Raw genomic sequence first — 17,160 nt, forward strand, 5'->3', positions numbered from 1 at the left:
TGGTGGCGGTGGCACGGATCCGGGCGGTGACCAGCTCGCTCAACGCATGTCCTTGGGGTCGATGGGGGCGGGAGTGAACGGACGGGTGCCGGTGAGCTGGTCGTAGAGCGCCAGGGGCCGGGTGCCGACGTGGACGTGCGCGGCTCTGGCCCGGGTCAGCAGCGACACCAGCCCGCCGGGCTCGGTGTCGGCGCCGCGGGCCGGGCCGGTGGCGCGGGTTCCACGATCACCGGGATCGGTGGTGGTGGCGCGGGTGTGTCCGTCGGGCAGGCCCTGCCAGTGCGCCTCGTCCACGATCCGGGCGCCGCGGCCGACCGCTCGGGGGTGCACGGCCAGCAGCGTGATGCCCTGCGCGTCGGGCACCGTGGCATGCAGCGCGACGGTGGCGGCCGACGCTCTCACCTCGACCAGCTGGCGATGGCGGACCTTGGCGGCGGGCAGGGTCAGCACCACCTGCTCGGCGACGGACAGCTCCTCCACGCCCCGGTTGCGCGGCGGGAAGGTGGTGAGGCCCGGGATCTCGGTGCCGGTGATGGCGTTGAAGTCGGTGCAGATCACGCCGTCGAAGCCGTACCGCTCCCGCAGCGGACCGGTGATGACGTCCCGGTTGAAGTTGGCGCCGACCTCGGCGAGCCCGCTGCCGGAGGGGATCGCGTAGGTGGGCATGATCTGGGCGGTGCCGGCCGCGAAGGCGGCCTCGAAGGGAGTCAGGTGCTGCTCGAAGGCGCCGCCGGGGTAGACCAGCCGACGCCCGGCGGCGAAGTGCGAGTCCTCCCCCCGGTACTGGGGGCCTCCGCTCGGGAAGTGCTTGGTCATGCAGGCGACGCTGCCCTTGCCGATGCTCGCGCCCTGGAGTCCGCGGATGTAGGCGCCGATCGTCCGTGCGGCGCGCTGCGGGTCCTCGCCGAAGGTGCCGCTGATCCGGGCCCAACGAGGCTCGGTGGCGAGGTCGGCCATCGGGTGGATGGCGACGCGGATGCCGACGGCGCACAGCTCGCGGCCGATCAGACGGGCGTACTCCTCGACCAGCTCCGGGTCGTCGGTGGCGGCCAGGCCGATCGGCTCGGGGCCGGTGCTGAAGCCGCCGCCGGCGTGGGCGGTGGCGGGGTTGGAGGCGAAGCCGTGCCGAGGGTCGGAGGAGAGGGTGACCGGGATGCCGAGGCGCCCGGCCGCGGCGAGGTCCTGGACGTGGTTGTTCCACTCGGCCATCGTGCGGGCGTCGGGCACGGCCATCATCGCGAAGTGCGTGACGCCGCGTTCGGTGATCAGCTCGGCGCCGGTGGGCATCGGGATCGGTATCCGCGGGTCGGGGCCGGTCACCATGCGGCCGTGGCACATCAGGGCGGCCTTCTCGGCGAGCGTCATCCGGCCGAGCAGGTCCTCGACGCGGTCCTCGACGGGCAGCCGGGGGTCCTCGTAGGGCTCCATGGTGCCGTTGTGGTTGAGGTCACGGAACGGGGTTCCGTCGCTGTGGCGCAGTTCCGCCGGCATCAGACCGCCACCTCGGCGGTGGCCGTGGCGGCGGGCGCGGTCTTGGCCAGGAAGGCGCCGATGGCCTCCGGGGCGACCCTGCAGTGCCCGCGAAGCGGAGCCGACCCGAGCACCGCCATCATCTCGGCGGATCCGCGGGTGGTGGCCGACCCGCACCGTGACGCGTTCTGCCCCTCAGGCTGCGGCGTGGGCGCGCGTGTCGCGCTGTGACACGGCCAGGTAGCCGACGAATCCGACGATCGCGGCCGTCCACGCGAGGGTGACCGGCGCCAGTCCGAGGCCGAGGCCGCCGCGGGCGTGCCCGAGTGCCATCCAGTCGGCGAGGGAGGCGCCGAGGGGGCGGGTGATGACGTACGCGGTCCAGAAGGAGGTCACCGCGTTCAGGGCGCCGAAGCGGTGGGCCAGGGCGGGCACGCAGATGGCGGCCGCGAAAAGCGCGACCGAGCCCAGGTAGCCGAAGCCGACGGTGGCGGTGAGGTCGCCCGCGGCGGTGCCGAGGGCGAAGGTGGCGAGGACGGCCGCCCAGTAGAACGTCTCGCGGCGGCGGGTGCGGATGCTGTGGATGGACAGGGTCCGCTCGCTCGCGTACCAGAGGACGAAGACCGCGGCCAGTACGGCGAGGAAGGCCGGCGTCGACACGGCGTACGGTACGCCGAGGCCGATGTGCAGGACGTCGGCTGCCATGGTGCCGAACACACTTACCATGACGACGGCGGTCCAGTAGGCCCAGGCGACGTACCGGCGGAGAGCGAACTGCACGGCGAGGGCGGCCAGCAGGGCGAGGCCGCCGAGAGCGACCGCCGGCACCGGGCCGAGCAGCCGGGCCAGGAGGTCCGACGCCGTTTCGCCCATGCCGGTGGTCAGCACCTTGATGATCCAGAAGTAGACGGTCACCTCTGGCACTTTGTTCGCCATCCGGCGTACGGGGACGAGGGGCCGGTCGTCGAGGACGTGCTCTACGGTCATGATCCGCACGATGGCACCCCGTGCCTGAACACAACCTGAACAGCGTGCGCGCCGGAGAGGCGTCACGTAGTACCGGGGTACGACCCGACGGGCGCGGATCAGTCCCCGGTACCACCGAATCGGGGCGTTTTGGTCCCTAGCTTTGTCGGTGAGGCGTCAGGGGTGACAGACGGGCGCCGGTCTCCTACAGGAAGAAACGCGAATGATCGACGCACAGCAGCTGACCAAGAGGTACGGGGAGAAGACTGCCGTCGACGGGCTGGACTTCGCCGTCAAGCCGGGTATGGTGACCGGTTTCCTGGGGCCCAACGGCGCCGGGAAGTCGACGACCATGCGGATGATCGTCGGGCTCGATGCCCCGTCGAGCGGCTCCGTCAAGGTCAACGGCCGCCACTACGCCCGGCACGAGGCACCGCTTCAGGAGGTTGGGGCCCTTCTGGAGGCGAAATCGATTCACCCGGGCCGCTCGGCCCACAACCACCTGAAGGCGCTCGCGCTGACGCATGGGATTCCCCGTCGCCGGGTCGACGAGGTCATCGACCTCGCGGGGCTGGGGAGTGTGGCGAAGAAGCGGGCGGGTGCCTTCTCTCTCGGAATGGGCCAGCGGCTCGGCATCGCGGCGGCACTCCTGGGCGATCCGCAGACGGTGATGCTGGACGAGCCGGTCAACGGGCTGGACCCGGAAGGCGTCCTCTGGATCCGCAACCTGCTGAAGGCGCTCGCTGAGGAGGGCCGGACCGTGTTCGTGTCGTCCCATCTGATGAGCGAGATGGCCCTGGTGGCGGACCATCTCATCGTCGTGGGTCGTGGCCGGCTGCTGGCCGACACGACTGTGCGGGACCTCGTCCGCGAGGCGGGCGGCGACATGGTGAAGGTGGCCACGCAGGACCCGGCGAGGCTGCGGGACGTACTGGCCGGTCCCGGTGTCGACGCCACGGGCCGCGCCGGCTCCGAGGAACTTCAGGTGACCGGGCTGACCGCCCGCGAGATCGGCCTGAAGGCGGCCGAGCACGGGATCGCGCTGTTCGAACTGAGCGCGCGGACGGTGTCGTTGGAGGAGGCGTTCATGAACCTGACCAGGGATGCCGTGGAGTACCACGGCTCCACGACCGGCATCGACTTCCTCGCGGCCGACGGGAGGGCGGCATGAGTACCCTCACCGCGACCGTCGAGGCGCCCCCGTCCGGCCCCGCCCGCCCCGCCTACCGGGTGACCGGACGGCGCGTGCTGTCCTCGGAGTGGGCCAAGCTGTGGTCGCTGCGCTCGACGTGGATCACCCTGGGCCTCGGCCTGCTCTTCCTCGTCGCCTTCGGGCTGATCGCCGCGAGCCGCTACAAGTCCGGCATCGGCTCCGGTCACCTGGACCGGGACTTCGCCGACTCCACGGCCGTGAGCCTGTCCCTCTTCGGCACCAACTTCGCCCAGCTCGCCCTGGGCGTGCTCGGCGTGCTGGTCACGGCGGGGGAGTACTCCACCGGCATGATCCGCTCGACGCTGGCGGCCGTACCGCGCCGGCTGCCGGTGCTGTGGTCCAAGGCGGCCGTGTTCGGGCTGGTCGCACTGGTGGTCGGCACGCTCGGCGCGTTCGTCGCCTTCCTGTCCGGCAGCGGCATCGTCTCCGGCACCCCCGCCGCGATGGGCCTGACGGACGCGGGAGTCGTACGAAGCCTGCTGGGCGCCGGGCTCTACCTCGGCCTGGTCGGCGTGATCGGCACCGCCCTGGGCGCACTGCTGCGGTCGGTGGCCGGCGGCATCTCGGTGCTGGTCGCCGCCTTGATGCTGATCCCGGGGCTCGTCTCGCTGCTCCCCAGCTCCTGGCAGGACGACATCAGCCCCTACCTGCCGAGCAACGCGGGCGAGTCGATGTTCGCCCTGACCCACGACACCACCACCCTGTCGCCCACGGCCGGGCTGCTGGTCTTCCTCGGCTGGACGGCAATCGCCCTGGCGGGGGCGGCGTACCGGCTCGTGCGCAGCGACGTCTGATCGCATGCACCATGGGCAGGTGACCTCCTTGACGACGACCACCTCCGCCGACGAAGCCGGCGGAATGGGGCCGCTGGTCGCCCGACTTTCCCGGGGCGGCCAGCGGCTGCGGCAGGCGGACCGGGCACATCCATGGGTGCTGGACACCACGGTGGTGGTGCTGGTCTTCCTCATGTTCTGCCTGCCGGACCTGTTGCACGGCGGTGCCGGGGACAGCGACGGTCCACGCCGGTTCCGACTCGCCTTCACCCGGCTTCCCCTGGCGGTCATGCTGGTCCTGCAGGCCGGTCTGGTGCTGCCGCTCCTGTGGCGTCGGCGCAGGCCCATGGCGGCCTTCGGCACCATCGCGGCCGTGTTCGTCCTCCAGTGGTCGCTGGGCGCCGCGCTGCGCGCGGACGTCGCCCTGTTCATCGCCCTGTACAGCCTCGCTCTGCACGGGCGACTGCGGCAGTTGCCGTGGGCCTGCGGGATCATGACGGCGGGGATGGTGCTGGTCGTGGTGCGCGCGTCGGCGGCGGTGTCCGTCTGGGACGCGCTGTTCTTCCTGCTGAGCACCGAGACCGCGGCCCTGGCGCTCGGCCTGATGGTACGGACCCGCCGGGCCCAGCTCGCGGGGCTGCGGGAGCGGGCGGCCCGCCTGGAGATCGAACGTGACCAGCGCAGCAGGCTCGCGGCCGCCACCGAGCGGACGCGGGTGGCCCGCGAGATGCACGACATCGTCGGCCACAACCTGGCCGTCATGATCACCCTCGCCGATGCCGGCGTGTATGCCACGGATACGGCTCCCGAACGCGGCAAGGAGGCCCTGCAGCTCATCGGCGACACGGGCCGGACTGCTCTCGGTGAACTGCGACGCGTGCTCGGCGTGTTGCGGGAGGCGTCGGACGGCCCTCCCGTCACGCCTGAACTGAGTCCGCAGCCCGTTCTCATGGACATCGAGGCCCTGTGCGACGGTGTGCGCACCGCCGGCCTGGACGTCGTCTACCGGACCGCCGGCGACCTGGGCGCCCTGGACGGCGGGATGCAGTTGACGGTCTACCGCATTGTTCAGGAAGCCCTCACGAACAGCCTGAAGCACGCCGGGGCCGGCACGCGGGTGAAACTGTCGGTGGTCGTCGAGGATGTCCGGCTGGTCATCCGGGTCCGGGACGACGGCCCGGCGGAAAGCCCCGGATCATCGAACGAGGAAGGACACGGACTGGTGGGCATGCGAGAACGAGTGGCGCTCTACGGAGGGAACGTCAGTGCCGGACCCGCGACCGGCGGGGGATGGGCGGTGGAGGCCACCCTCGACATGACACCCCGGGCCGGTGCCAGGTGACCACGGTGCTCATCGTGGACGACCAGCCGCTCCAGCGCTACGGCTTCCGGATGCTGCTCGACTCCATCCCCGAGACGGAGGTGGTCGGTGAGGCCACGCACGGCGCCGAGGCCGTCCGCAAGACCGCCGAGCTGCGTCCCGATGTCGTCCTCATGGATGTACGCATGCCCGGTATGGACGGCATCGAGGCCACACGCCGGATCACCGCCGCGGGCGGCCGCTCCCGCGTTCTCGTGCTGACCACTTTCGACCTCGACGAATACGTCCACGCCGCCCTCCGGGCCGGAGCCAGCGGCTTCCTCCTCAAGGACGCGCGCCCCGAGGAACTCCTCGCCGGCATCCGCGCCGTCGCCGTCGGCGACGCCGTCATCGCGCCGGCTCTCACCCGCCGTCTCCTGGACGAGTACGCCCAGCGCGTGCCCGCTCGCCGGAGCGACTTCGAGGAGGACCCGAGACTGGATGCCCTCACCGAACGCGAGCGCGAGATCCTCGTCGCCATCGGCAAAGGCTGGACCAACGGTGAGATCGCCACCCGCTTCGTCGTGTCCGAGTCCACCGTCAAGACACACGTGGGCCGCGTCCTGGCCAAGATAGGCGCCCGTGACCGCATCCAGGCCGTGATCCTCGCTTATGACCTCGGACTCGCCGGCCCCGGTGCCGGGTGAGCGGACGACGGAGGGCAGCCTGCCGGCTCCGAGGCCTCACGGAGCGGCACGGCCGCCGTCATGGCGACTCCCCAAGCAGTTCCCGCAGCGCAACGCAGTCCACGCCCGGCTGGGGGCGACGAGTAGGCCGGCTCCGGCGCGCCGTGGTCACCGGGTGCCATCCTCGGACCGTCGGTGTGCGGGGAGCCTCGCATGTCGCCGAGTCCGAGGCCGGTGTGCCCTCGGGCGGACGGTGGCGGCGGTGCTCGCTGCGGTTGCCGGTGCGGCCCTGATGGCTCTGGCGTCCGGCCATGACGGTTGGGTCCGCGGCGGGCTCCTGCTCGCAGGTGTGGCCTGTGTCGCGACGGCGGTCCCGACGCGGCGTTCCGGTGCGCGACGCCGACGACGGGACCGGCTGCGCAAGAGTCCCCCGCTCGTTCGCCGTCTCAGGGTGCGCCGCGGGTGTCACCGGCCCGGTCGTTTCGTGATCCAGCGCGCGGCGAGCAGGCCGGACAACGCGGTGAGGACGGCGGCGGTGAGGACGGTCGTCCGCAGGCCGAGTGCGTCGGCGAGGATGCCCGCGGCGAGGGCTCCGGCCGCGTAACCGAGGTCGCGCCAGAATCGGTAGGTGCCCAGCGCGTTCGCCCGCCAGGCGGGGTGGGCGTGGTCGGACACGGACGCGATGAGCGCCGGGTAGACCATCGCGGTGCCGATCCCGAGGGCTACGGCGGAGAGGACACCCGCGAGGAGCGGACGGTCGAGGATCGCCAAAGCGGTGAGGAGGCCGACGGCTTGGACGAGCATGCCCGTGACGATGAGCGGTTTACGGCCGATCCGGTCCACCAGATGGCCGGCGGGTATCTGCCCCATGCCCCACAGGAGTGGATAGAGCCCCTTGATCAGGCCGATGGCGGCGATGCCGAGCCCGTGGTCGGCGAAGAGCAGCGGGAAGACGCCCCAGGTGAGGCCGTCGTTGAGGTTGTTCACGAGGCCGGCCTGGCTCGCGCCGCGCAGGGAGCGGTCGCGCCACGATGTGCGCGCGAACACTGCTGAGAATGAGGGGTTCCGTTCCTCGGGGGTCCGGGCGGGCGGCGTCCGGGACAGTTCGAGGGCGACATGGGCGCTGGTGTCCCGTACCAGGAGCGAGAGGCCGAGTCCGGCGGCGACGAAGAGGATGCCGATCGCCTCGGGGGCCGGTCGCAGGCCGTAGGAGGCTGCCAGGTAGCCGGTGAGCAAGGCCGTCGTGCCGACCGCGACGTAACCGGCGGCTTCGTTGAGTCCGGTGGCCAGACCCCGGCGCGCCGGCCCCACGAGGTCGATCTTCATATTCACGGTCATCGACCACGTCATGCCCTGGTTGACGCCCAGCAGGACGTTCGCGGCCAGGATCCACCACCAGGACGGGCCCCACGCCAGGACGAAGGGCACCGGTACGCCGACGAGCCACCCTGCCAGGAGGAGCTGCCGGCGTCGGAAGCGGGCCGTGAGGGCGCCTGCCGCGAGATTGGTGAGGGCTTTGGCGAGACCGAAGGCGACGATGAAGGAGAAGACGGCCAGGTTGCTCGTCAGCCCGAAGAGGTCGGTGCCGATGAGTGGAACCGTCGTGCGCTCCAGGCCGACGAGTGAACCGACGGCGGCTGTGACGATCACCAGCAGAGTGAACTGAGCCCAGTTCTCCCGGAGGCCCAGCCGCACCCCAGGCGTGCGGGAGACCACGTCAGTCCGCTGTTCCATCGCTCCTCCATTCCCATCAAGATCAGAAAACCCGCAGGCCAGAATACCCCTATGGGTATTTTTCACGTGAGTCAGGATACCCCTGGGGGTATTTGACTTTCCGCTGCGAGGCTGTCTACGGTCGGAGCAATCAATACCTACGGGGGTATCCGAGAACAGGGGATCTTCATGCGTGAGGTGGATCTGACCGTCTTCGCGGCGGAGCTCGCGAACGGCGCGTTCGTGATCGATGTCCTGGAGTCCGACGAGTACCGGGTCGGCCACGTGCCCGGCGCACAACCCGCGCCGTTGCCCGCGCTCGGGGCAGTCGTGAGTGCTCTGCCCGGGGACCGGGCCGTCTCCGTGATCTGCGCGAGCGGCAACCGCAGCCGCTGGGCCACCGAGCACCTTGAGGCTCTCGGTGTGGACGCAGTCCCGGTCACAGGCGGCATCGCCGCACGGGCACGGGCAGGTCACTCCCTCGACCACGGCGCTGCGGCCGCCGAGTCGGCCTGAAGCCTCGACCCCGGACCCATTCCGGAAGGCGCTGTCGCGCCTTCGGCCAACTCTCCGCACCCGGCCGGGTGCGCGTCCCCCGACGGAGGTTCTACCGTGCTCTTCACCCAGTACTACCTCGACTGCCTGTCGCAGGCGTCGTACATGATTGCCGACGAGACGACCGGCCGGGCCGTGGTCGTCGACCCCCGCAGAGACGTCTCGGAGTACCTGGCCGACGCCCAGGCGCACGGATTCACCGTCGTGGGCGTCATCAACACCCACTTCCACGCCGACTTCGTCGCCGGGCACCTGGAGATGGCCGACCGCACCGGCGCCTGGATCGGCTACGGCCGCCGCGCCGAGACCGAGTACCCGATCCGCAAGCTCGCCGACGGCGAACGTGTCTCCCTCGGCGATGTCACCCTGAAGATCATGGAGACCCCGGGGCACACCCCCGAGTCGATCAGCGTCCTCGTGTACGAGCACGCCGATGACACGGTTCCCTACGGGGTGCTGACCGGCGACGCCTTGTTCATCGGCGACGTCGGCCGCCCCGATCTGCTCGCCTCCGTGGGCGTGACCGCCGACGAACTCGGCGCGATGCTCCACGACAGTGTCCAGAACAAGCTGATGGCACTGCCCGACGCGGTCCGGGTCTTTCCCGCCCATGGCGCCGGCTCCTCCTGCGGCAAGAACCTCTCCACCGAGAAGCAGTCCACCATCGGGGAGCAGCGCGCCACCAACTACGCCTGCGTACCGATGACTCGTGAGGACTTCGTCGCACTCGTCACCGCCGGCCAGTACGCCGCACCCGGCTACTTCGCCTTCGACGCGGAACTCAACCGCAAGGACCGTCTCCTGTTCGACTCGGCCGCGGCGCCACGGCCGCTGTCCTTGGCCGAGTTCACCGAGCTGCGCAGGGCGGGGGCGGTCGTGGTCGACGCCCGTTCCCCGCAGGAATTCGCCGACGGCCACCTGCGTGGGGCGGTCAACATCCCCGTCGAGGGCCGGTTCGCGGAACAGGCCGGCACCGTCCTCGATCCGGCCGACGAGCTGATCGTCATGGCTCCGGAGAACCGGGAGGAGGAAGTCGTCACCCGCCTCGCCCGTATCGGCTTCGACCGTGCGGTGGGCTACCTGCGCAACCCCGAGGACGCCCTCAAGGCGCTGGCCGGGGAGGTCGCCCCCGCGAGCCGCCTGGCTGCCGCACAACTGCGCACCGCCCTGCGAGGAGAGAACCCTCCGCTCGTCATCGACGTACGCACCTGCAAAGAGCGCAGCACGAACGGCTTCATCGAGGGCGCCCTGCACATGCCCCTGAGCGAACTGCCCAAGCGCCTGGACGAGATCCCCGCCGACCGCCCCCTCGTCCTGCACTGCGCCGGTGGCCACCGCTCCTCGATCGCGGCCAGTCTCCTGCGCCGGCGCGGCTTCGAGGACGTCTCCGACATCCTCGGCGGCTACTCCGCCTGGGCCCTGTCGGCGGAACCCGCCGACGTCTGACCGCTCTGCTCCCGCAGTCTCCCGGCGCGCCCCGGGCGGGGGGAACCCCTGCCCAGGGCGGTTGCTCGGGCCATCAACCACCACCCACGCACATGAACTCTTCGAACGGAGCCCCTCATGACTGAGAAGTCCGCCCGGACCTCCTCGATCACCCCCGCCGTCCTGCACCGCCTCGTGCAGGAGGAACGCGCGCCGCGCATCCTCGACGTGCGCACGTCCGGTGAGTTCCGCACGGTTCACATCCCCGGCGCCTACAACGTGCCCCTCGACACCCTGCGTGAGCACCGGAACGAACTGCTGGCCCACCTCGACGAGGACGTCGTCCTGGTCTGCCGCTCCGGGGCCCGTGCCGCCCAGGCCGAAAAGGCTCTGGCCGAGGCCGGCCTGCCGAACCTCCGTGTGCTGGAGGGTGGCATCAGTGCCTGGGAGATGGCAGGCGCTCCCACGAACCGCGGCGCCGACCACTGGGACATGGAGCGCCAGGTCCGGCTCGTCGCCGGTTCGATCGTCCTCGCCACCGGGGTGGTGGGCCTCTTCGTTCCCGGCGCGCACCTCATCGGAACCGCGGTCGGCGCCGGTCTGACGTACGCGGCTCTGAGCAACTCCTGTGCCATGGGCGTCCTGTTGTCCAAGCTCCCCTACAACCGCGGACCGCGCACCGACATCCGCAAGGTGATCACGGAACTGCGGGGCACGTCATGACCGCCCTGGTCGTCGCGGCGTCGCTGTTCGGCGGAGTCAGCCTCGGCGTTCTCGGCGGCGGAGACTCGATCCTGACCGTGCCGATCCTCGCCCACCCGGCCTGACAGGGCACCAAGGAGGCCTCCTTCGCCGGACTGGACGACCGACCGGCCGCGGCACAGCGGCGTGCACGCCACCGGCGAGGGCACCGGACGGCGGCGACGGTGACTACTGCATGAACCGTGGCAGCCACTTGGCCCGGTAGTCCGGGTGGCCGGCGTGCTCCGCGGCCATCTGCCGGACGGCGAAGCCGAGGCCGACGGCGCGGCCGGACGGGAAGTCGTGCTCGGGTCGGTCGGTGTCCCTGTCGGCGATCTCCGCGTATTCATCGAGAAGAACCCTGCTCGTCTCGATGCGCCGGGACGTGCGCGCCGGATCCTGGAAAGCGATATGCCGGTCGAAGCCGCGACCGCGCAGGACGAACGCGATGCCGCCGGAGCGGTCGTGGACCTCGCCGGACACGTCGGCAGGGCACCGCCAGCTCTCGCCGCCCGCCGCCTGCGCGATCTGTTCCTCCTCGGCGAGGCGCGCCCGAACGAAGTCGATCATCTCGGAGTTGTCTGTCATCGGGGCTACGGATCCTTCACCGTCTTGGCTCCCTGCCGGGAACGGCACCTGCTGCCTGCTCGGTCCCTGTTCGCTCACCTGGGCCGCCGGACGACGATACCGAGTCGGAAGACCGGCACAGCACCTACGACGTGACGGTTTTCTGCCCGAGTTTCGTCGCCGGTCGCGGCCCGGCAACGCGCCCGGTCGCGGCCGGTGACCGGCCGAGCGATCACTGGCCGTCTACCATCACTGACCGCGACAGGAGAGGAGAGCCGCCATGACCTCCGTGCGCGGAACATCCGTGGACATTCCCACCCGGGACGGTGTCGCCGACGCCTACCTGGCCCACCCCGACGACAGCGGTCCCCACCCCGCCGTGCTGGTCTACTCGGATGCCTTCGGGCTCCGTCCGCGGCTGAAGAAGATGGCCGACCGTTTGGCCGGGGCCGGCTACGCCGTTCTGGTCCCCAATGTCTTCCACCGCCATGGGCGAGCGCCGGTGGTCGAACTTCCCGACTTCATCGACCCGGCCGCACGCCCCGAGCTCTTCGAGCGCATCGGCCCGATGATGCAGTCACTGACACCCGATGCGGCGATGCGTGACGCGGACGCCTACCTGACCTGGCTGGCCGAATCGTCCCTGACCACTGACGGGCCGGTCGGCGTCACGGGTTATTGCATGGGCGCCGGACTCGCCCTGCGCACCGCGGGCACGTACCCGGATCGCGTCGCGGCCGCGGCCGGTTTCCACGGCGGGCGCCTGGCCACCGACTCCGCCGACAGCCCGCACCTGCTCGCCGGCCGGATCACCGCCGAGCTGTACTTCGGCCACGCCGACCAGGACTCCTCGCTGCCCCCGGAACAGATCGACCGCCTCGACGACGCCCTCACCGCAGCGGGTGTACGCCACCACAGCGAGGTCTACCCGGGGGCGCGCCACGGTTTCACCCAGGCCGACACCGCCGCGTACGACAGCACGGCGGACGAACGCCACTGGGCGGCGCTGACGGCGCTGCTGGACCGTACCGTCGGACCCGCACGCGCTTGAATCGCGGCGCTCGCGCCACGGACATACGGTCGGCAGGGGCACAGGTGCCACGCACAGCCCGGTGCGCGGCTCGTGCACCGCAACTGACGAACGGCCGGATCAGCAGTCGGGACAGGAACGACCGGTTCGGAAGGCAGGACGAGAGAGGAGGCCGCGATGTCGGCCGAGAACACCACCACTGTCTCCCTCGGGAGCGACAGCGGCCTGGACCAGGTCTTCCAGCTGGCTCAGCAGCTGCGCGTGGACTCCGTGCGCGCCAGCACCGCCGCCGGGTCCGGGCACCCCACCTCCAGCCTGTCCGCCGCAGATCTGATGGCCGTTCTCATGACACGCCACTTGCGCTACGACTGGCAGGACCCGAAGAACCCGGGAAACGACCATCTGATCTTCTCCAAGGGGCACGCCTCCCCGCTGCTGTACGCGATGTTCCTCGCGGCCGGTGCGATCGGCGAAGAAGAGCTGATGGCCACCTACCGCCGCGACGGCGGCCGTCTGCAGGGCCACCCCACTCCGGTGCTGCCCTGGGTGGACGTGGCCACCGGCTCTCTGGGCCAGGGCATCGCCTACGGTGTCGGCATCGCGCTGGCCGGACGTGACCTGGAACACGAGTCGTACCGGGTGTGGGTGCTGTGCGGCGACAGCGAAATGACCGAGGGATCGGTCTGGGAAGCCCTGGACAAGGCGGGCCGTCACCGCTTGGCCAACTTCGTCGCGATCATCGATGTGAATCGTCTCGGCCAGAGTGGCCCCACGGAGCTGGGCTGGGACACCGGCGCCTACGCCCGCCGAGCCGAAGCCTTCGGCTGCCGTGCCCTCGTGGTCGACGGCCACGATCTCGCCGCCGTCGAACAGGCCCTGGCCGTCGCGGCCGACGGGCAGGCCCCCACCGTCGTCGTCGCGAAGACCGTCAAGGGGCAGGGCGTCCGGGAGGTCGCCGACGCCGAGGGCTGGCACGGCAAACCGCTGCCCGCCGACCTCGCCGCACGCGCCGTCGACGAACTGGGCGGCGTACGTCACCTCACCGTACGCGGACCTCGTCCGCCCGCGGCGCCCGCCGCCGCCCAGGCCCTTCCCGTACCGGTGACGATGCCGCAATTCCGGGTCGGTGACGCCGTGGCCACCCGCGTGGCCTTCGGCAAGGCGCTCGCCGCGATCGGTGCCCGGCCCGACATCGTGGCCCTGGACGCCGAGGTGGGCAACTCCACCCACGCGGAGGACTTCGGCAAGGCGCACCCCGAGCGGTACTTCCAGACCTACATCGCCGAACAGCAGATGATCGCCAGCGCGGTCGGCATGGCCGTACGCGGCTACCGCCCCTACGCCACCACCTTCGCCGCCTTCTTCACCCGAGCCCATGACTTCATCCGCATGGCCGCCGTCTCACAGATCTCCATGAGTCTGTGCGGGACCCACTGCGGTACCGAGATCGGCGCCGACGGCCCCTCCCAGATGGGCCTGGAAGACCTCGCCATGATGCGGGCGGTCCACGACTCCACCGTGCTCTACCCCAGCGACGCCACCTCCGCCGCGGCCCTGACCGCCGCCATGGCCTACCTGGACGGCATTTCCTACCTGCGCACCACCCGGGGCGCCTACCCCGTCCTCTACGCCCCCGACGAAACCTTCCCCGTCGGCGGGTCCAAGACCCTGCGTGCGAGCGACGGCGACCGGGTCACCCTCATCGGCGCCGGTGTCACCCTCCACGAATGCCTGGCCGCCGCCGACCGGCTGGCCGACGACGGCATTCCCGTCCGGGTCATCGACCTGTACTCCGTCAAGCCACTGGACCTCGACACACTCGCCCACGCGGCCCGGGAGACCGGCGCGCTGGTCGTCGTCGAGGACCACCACCCGGAGGGCGGCATCGGTGAGGCCGTGCTGTCCGCACTCGCCACACAGCGACTCGCGCCCGCCGTCGTCCACCTCGCCGTGCGCAACCTGCCGGGCTCCGGCACCTCCTCCGAGCTCCTCGACATCGCGGGCATCTCACGCACCCACATCGCCCGGACCGCCCGCGACCTCGCCGCCCGCTGAGCACCGTGCCCCGCCACGGCCCCCGTACCGGGCGACGCGGCACCGGGCCCGCAGGCGATCGTCCTGACCGAGGTCACGGCTCGTGCGGCCGGCACCGTCGGATGCCACCGGTACACCGGTCCGGCCGCCCCTCGGCGGGCAGACCTCCGCCCGCTACGAACGCGACGCCGGCACCTTCAACTTGTCCCAACTGGCCTTTCCCGGCACCCCGTCCGCGTCCTTGCCCCTGAAGCCCAGCTTGTGCTGCCACGCCGCGTACGACTTGCGGTCCGCGTCGGTCCACTCGGGCCCCGGGCCCTGCTCGTAACGGCCGCAGCCCTCCGCGACCAGGCGCTTGCCCATGGCGGTGATCAGCTTGTCGCGACGGCCGGCCCGGAAGAAGACCGCGCCGGGGAACGGCTCGTACGAGGGCCGGGGTCCGGTCGGCGGTCGGGTGCCTCCACCACCGCCCGGCTTGTGGTTCCGCAGGCGGTCGGCGATACGGGAACGCATGCCGTCCATCGTGAAGCCGCGCGGGTCCTGTTTGCCCGGCTGCCACTCCTTGTGGCCGATGACGGAACGCTCGCTCCAGCCGTGGGCCCGGCAGATCGCGGCCGAGACCTTCTCGATGGCCTCCTTCTGGGCCTGTGGCCAGGGGTCCTTGCCATTGCCGAGGTTGACGCACTCGAAGCCGTAGAAGTGGCGATTTCCATCGGTGTCGGCCTGGTTGTCCGGCGGCAGCTTCCGCTCGTCGACGACGGCGCGCAGGACGTCACCGTCGCCGAGGCCGGCGTGGTTGGCGCGACCGTTGCCGACCATGTGGACGTGCCCCTGCTTGTCGATCACACCGTGGCACAGGGGGCCCGGCAGGCCCGAGTAGCCGTTGTAGCAGATGTCCACGGACGCATCGGTGCCCGAGGTGACGGTGTGGTGGATCATCACACCGTTCATCGGGCCCCACGGGCCCTTGGTATTGCGGTTGTGCGTACGCCAGTTGCGAACCTCATGGACCGTCAGGCCCTCCGCGCGCAGTATCTCCACCAGCTTGGACGCGCTCAGTGGCGTGGCCATCACTTGTCTCCTTCCACTGCGGTCTCCGCCTCGGCGGTGGTCTGGGACCGGGGTCCCGCCGGGGCGTCCTGAGCGGCCTCCGCCGCGTACTCCTCGTCGGCCGCGAGCGCTTCCGCGGCGAGCGCCGCCTCGTCCGCAGCCGGCGCGACCTGCGCGAGCGGGGCGAAGACGAGACGCAGATCGACGGGAGCGTCCTCGCCCTTCACCAGAGCCAGGGGCGCGAAGTGCCGCGCGATGCCCGCGGGGGCCTGGAGCAGCGGCTTGCGCGCGTCGTTGGTGGGCCACTCGACGCCACCGGTCGCGGTGCGGGCCGGGATGATCCAGTGGTCGCCGGTGCGATAGGTGCCGTCCTTGGCGAAGTACACCTCGACGCCATCCTCCAACGACAGCCACTCGCCTTCCCGGACACCGATCGCTCCACCCCGCAGACCCGCGGTACGGCCTCGGCGCCCAGGGCCCGTCCGGTGGTCCCAGCGGCGCAGGAACGGATGGAGGTGGGGCAGCCGCCCCATACCCGGCTCCGGTTCGGCGGACAGTCGCACCCGACGGGCCGGAAGGTCCAGCTCCTCGACCCGCAGCAGGGGCAGGGCCTCCAGACGTGAGGCGTACGCGGTGTCGGTGAACTCCACCTGGTCGCCGACGTCCAGGTCCAGCTTGTCGTCCTGGCCGAGAGTGGCCAACTGCACCCAGGTGCCGTCCAGTTCGTCCACCGGGAAGACGACCGAACCGTTCTCGCGCGACCACTTGAACGTGGCGTCCCCGGCCGGGCCCCCCTCGTGGATCTCCACCCGGTACAGCTGGTTCTCCGGGCCGCGGTACCGGGCGTCGGGCTTGACCAGGCACGGGTCCCCGTCCGCGTGATCGGGCCGCTCGGCGCGGGCCGCGAGGTGTGCCGAGGGGGCGCTCCGGGCGAGCGCCCACTGGGTGAACTTCTCGCTCACCTGCTCCTTCGACGGATCAGTCTCCTCGATGCCGAGCTCGGCGAGCGTCAGCGCAAGGACCTGCCAGACGACCTTCGCGCGCGCCGCCGTGTCCGGCATCGCCGAACCGAGCGCCACCTCGCGCAACGCAGGGTCCTCGGCCGCGGTGACCGATCGTTCCCACACCTGCAGATAGACCACGAAGGGCACTTGAGCGGGCGACGGCAGCCGGTCGCCCGGCTTCTCCGGATCCCGGAAGCCGTCGGGCTGGTCCCAGTACGTCCAGAACGCGGAGGCCGCGCTCGTCTCGGCACCGTCGTCCGTGGCGCCCTCGTCCGGAACCGGCACACCGGGCGCGATCCTGTCCGCGTCGCACAGGATGCCGTCGACGTAATAGCGGCCGCCGTAGATGTTCAGGGTGTCGATGTCGTGCTTGCCGCCCACGTACTGGATGCGGAAGCCCGCGGCGTCGCGCGGGGCTCCGTGCCGGCCGATCAGATCGGCGGCGAGCGTACGCACCCGGTGCAGCTCCATCGCGGCCTGCTCGTTGGCGTCGGCGTCGAGCTGGACGCGGCCCTGCTGGGAGATGACCGCGGAATAGTGCCGCTCCGGGCGGAAGGTGGAGCGGGAGAGATCAGCGTGCATGAAGGGAGTCCCCCTGGTTCAGGAAAGTGCGGGTCGTGGTGTCGTCGGGCT

16 protein-coding genes are annotated in these 17,160 nt (G+C 71.0%); 9 read left to right on the top strand and 7 right to left on the bottom strand.

The features are described 5' to 3' along the window. Positions 1-39: 39 nt before the first annotated feature. From ACF1B9_RS29410 to ACF1B9_RS29420, 3 genes are read right to left on the bottom strand one after another with little or no spacing between them, the layout of a single operon-like run. Positions 40-1,491, bottom strand: a complete 1,452-nt coding sequence (locus ACF1B9_RS29410) for a glycoside hydrolase family 3 N-terminal domain-containing protein (protein WP_391795950.1) — start codon at positions 1,489-1,491, stop codon at positions 40-42. Next, the gene (locus ACF1B9_RS29415) at positions 1,491-1,613 is read right to left on the bottom strand and encodes a hypothetical protein (protein WP_391745564.1); all 123 of its coding nucleotides are present in this window, start codon (positions 1,611-1,613) and stop codon (positions 1,491-1,493) included. Before ACF1B9_RS29415 ends, ACF1B9_RS29410 begins: the two co-directional genes overlap by 1 nt. Positions 1,614-1,665: 52 nt before the next feature. Continuing rightward, a complete protein-coding gene (locus ACF1B9_RS29420; RefSeq protein ID WP_391745566.1) occupies positions 1,666-2,457 on the bottom strand; it encodes a hypothetical protein in 792 nt (263 codons plus the stop codon). 202 nt (positions 2,458-2,659) lie between these two features. On the opposite strand from ACF1B9_RS29420, the gene ACF1B9_RS29425 reads away from it, so the two are divergent. Genes ACF1B9_RS29425 through ACF1B9_RS29440 form a run of 4 tightly spaced genes read left to right on the top strand, consistent with a single transcriptional unit; the run spans position 2,660 to position 6,429 of the window. Further along, positions 2,660-3,607, top strand: coding sequence for an ATP-binding cassette domain-containing protein (locus tag ACF1B9_RS29425; RefSeq protein ID WP_037696563.1), 948 nt, complete (start codon positions 2,660-2,662; stop codon positions 3,605-3,607). Continuing rightward, on the top strand, positions 3,604-4,443 hold the full coding sequence (locus tag ACF1B9_RS29430; RefSeq protein WP_391745567.1) for an ABC transporter permease: 840 nt from the start codon (positions 3,604-3,606) through the stop codon (positions 4,441-4,443). The genes ACF1B9_RS29425 and ACF1B9_RS29430 overlap by 4 nt, the downstream gene beginning before the upstream one ends. A 4-nt stretch (positions 4,444-4,447) precedes the next feature. After that, positions 4,448-5,764, top strand: a complete 1,317-nt coding sequence (locus tag ACF1B9_RS29435) for a sensor histidine kinase (RefSeq protein ID WP_391745569.1) — start codon at positions 4,448-4,450, stop codon at positions 5,762-5,764. Continuing rightward, on the top strand, positions 5,761-6,429 hold the full coding sequence (locus ACF1B9_RS29440) for a response regulator (RefSeq protein ID WP_391745571.1): 669 nt from the start codon (positions 5,761-5,763) through the stop codon (positions 6,427-6,429). The genes ACF1B9_RS29435 and ACF1B9_RS29440 overlap by 4 nt, the downstream gene beginning before the upstream one ends. 444 nt (positions 6,430-6,873) lie before the next feature. On the opposite strand, the gene ACF1B9_RS29445 is transcribed toward ACF1B9_RS29440, so the two are convergent. Then, a complete protein-coding gene (locus tag ACF1B9_RS29445; RefSeq protein ID WP_391745572.1) occupies positions 6,874-8,142 on the bottom strand; it encodes an MFS transporter in 1,269 nt (422 codons plus the stop codon). Positions 8,143-8,310: 168 nt separating this feature from the next. On the opposite strand from ACF1B9_RS29445, the gene ACF1B9_RS29450 reads away from it, so the two are divergent. From ACF1B9_RS29450 to ACF1B9_RS29460, 3 genes are all read left to right on the top strand, one after another. After that, positions 8,311-8,637, top strand: a complete 327-nt coding sequence (locus ACF1B9_RS29450; protein WP_391745574.1) for a rhodanese-like domain-containing protein — start codon at positions 8,311-8,313, stop codon at positions 8,635-8,637. Positions 8,638-8,733: 96 nt separating this feature from the next. Beyond that, positions 8,734-10,122 carry a rhodanese-like domain-containing protein gene (locus tag ACF1B9_RS29455; protein WP_391745575.1) on the top strand — a complete coding sequence of 463 codons (1,389 nt, stop codon included), beginning with the start codon at positions 8,734-8,736 and terminating at the stop codon, positions 10,120-10,122. A 117-nt stretch (positions 10,123-10,239) separates the two neighbouring features. Further along, the gene (locus ACF1B9_RS29460; protein ID WP_391745577.1) at positions 10,240-10,824 is read left to right on the top strand and encodes a rhodanese-like domain-containing protein; all 585 of its coding nucleotides are present in this window, start codon (positions 10,240-10,242) and stop codon (positions 10,822-10,824) included. 207 nt (positions 10,825-11,031) lie between these two features. On the opposite strand, the gene ACF1B9_RS29465 is transcribed toward ACF1B9_RS29460, so the two are convergent. Continuing rightward, positions 11,032-11,430 (bottom strand): DUF6221 family protein, encoded by a 399-nt coding sequence (locus ACF1B9_RS29465; RefSeq protein ID WP_391745579.1) that lies wholly within the window; start codon positions 11,428-11,430, stop codon positions 11,032-11,034. A 259-nt stretch (positions 11,431-11,689) separates the two neighbouring features. Here ACF1B9_RS29465 and ACF1B9_RS29470 point away from each other — a divergent pair, with 259 nt between their 5' ends. Then, positions 11,690-12,460, top strand: a complete 771-nt coding sequence (locus ACF1B9_RS29470) for a dienelactone hydrolase family protein (RefSeq protein WP_391745580.1) — start codon at positions 11,690-11,692, stop codon at positions 12,458-12,460. Positions 12,461-12,616: 156 nt separating this feature from the next. Then, entirely contained in the window at positions 12,617-14,494 is a 1,878-nt protein-coding gene (locus ACF1B9_RS29475; RefSeq protein WP_391745582.1) for a transketolase, read from the top strand. Between the two features lie 153 nt (positions 14,495-14,647). Here the strand turns inward: ACF1B9_RS29475 and ACF1B9_RS29480 are convergent, their stop codons facing one another. Together ACF1B9_RS29480 and ACF1B9_RS29485 are read right to left on the bottom strand one after the other, a co-directional pair. Continuing rightward, positions 14,648-15,544, bottom strand: a complete 897-nt coding sequence (locus ACF1B9_RS29480) for a peptidoglycan-binding protein (protein ID WP_391745584.1) — start codon at positions 15,542-15,544, stop codon at positions 14,648-14,650. Further along, positions 15,544-17,109 carry a DUF6519 domain-containing protein gene (locus tag ACF1B9_RS29485; RefSeq protein ID WP_391745586.1) on the bottom strand — a complete coding sequence of 522 codons (1,566 nt, stop codon included), beginning with the start codon at positions 17,107-17,109 and terminating at the stop codon, positions 15,544-15,546. The genes ACF1B9_RS29480 and ACF1B9_RS29485 overlap by 1 nt, the downstream gene beginning before the upstream one ends. Between the last annotated feature and the right edge of the window lie 51 nt (positions 17,110-17,160).

The sequence above is a fragment of the Streptomyces sp. NPDC014727 genome (assembly GCF_043083485.1).
In the GTDB taxonomy this organism is placed as follows: Bacteria; Actinomycetota; Actinomycetes; order Streptomycetales; family Streptomycetaceae; genus Streptomyces.

Excerpts from the sequence above, each read along its gene's own strand:
- ACF1B9_RS29410 (WP_391795950.1), bottom strand. The coding sequence starts at position 1,491 with ATGCCGGCGGAACTGCGCCACAGCGACGGAACCCCGTTCCGTGACCTC.
- ACF1B9_RS29415 (WP_391745564.1), bottom strand. The coding sequence starts at position 1,613 with ATGATGGCGGTGCTCGGGTCGGCTCCGCTTCGCGGGCACTGCAGGGTC.
- ACF1B9_RS29420 (WP_391745566.1), bottom strand. The coding sequence starts at position 2,457 with ATGACCGTAGAGCACGTCCTCGACGACCGGCCCCTCGTCCCCGTACGC.
- ACF1B9_RS29425 (WP_037696563.1), top strand. The coding sequence starts at position 2,660 with ATGATCGACGCACAGCAGCTGACCAAGAGGTACGGGGAGAAGACTGCC.
- ACF1B9_RS29430 (WP_391745567.1), top strand. The coding sequence starts at position 3,604 with ATGAGTACCCTCACCGCGACCGTCGAGGCGCCCCCGTCCGGCCCCGCC.
- ACF1B9_RS29435 (WP_391745569.1), top strand. The coding sequence starts at position 4,448 with ATGCACCATGGGCAGGTGACCTCCTTGACGACGACCACCTCCGCCGAC.
- ACF1B9_RS29445 (WP_391745572.1), bottom strand. The coding sequence starts at position 8,142 with ATGGAACAGCGGACTGACGTGGTCTCCCGCACGCCTGGGGTGCGGCTG.
- ACF1B9_RS29450 (WP_391745574.1), top strand. The coding sequence starts at position 8,311 with ATGCGTGAGGTGGATCTGACCGTCTTCGCGGCGGAGCTCGCGAACGGC.
- ACF1B9_RS29460 (WP_391745577.1), top strand. The coding sequence starts at position 10,240 with ATGACTGAGAAGTCCGCCCGGACCTCCTCGATCACCCCCGCCGTCCTG.
- ACF1B9_RS29465 (WP_391745579.1), bottom strand. The coding sequence starts at position 11,430 with ATGACAGACAACTCCGAGATGATCGACTTCGTTCGGGCGCGCCTCGCC.
- ACF1B9_RS29470 (WP_391745580.1), top strand. The coding sequence starts at position 11,690 with ATGACCTCCGTGCGCGGAACATCCGTGGACATTCCCACCCGGGACGGT.
- ACF1B9_RS29475 (WP_391745582.1), top strand. The coding sequence starts at position 12,617 with ATGTCGGCCGAGAACACCACCACTGTCTCCCTCGGGAGCGACAGCGGC.
- ACF1B9_RS29480 (WP_391745584.1), bottom strand. The coding sequence starts at position 15,544 with ATGGCCACGCCACTGAGCGCGTCCAAGCTGGTGGAGATACTGCGCGCG.
- ACF1B9_RS29485 (WP_391745586.1), bottom strand. The coding sequence starts at position 17,109 with ATGCACGCTGATCTCTCCCGCTCCACCTTCCGCCCGGAGCGGCACTAT.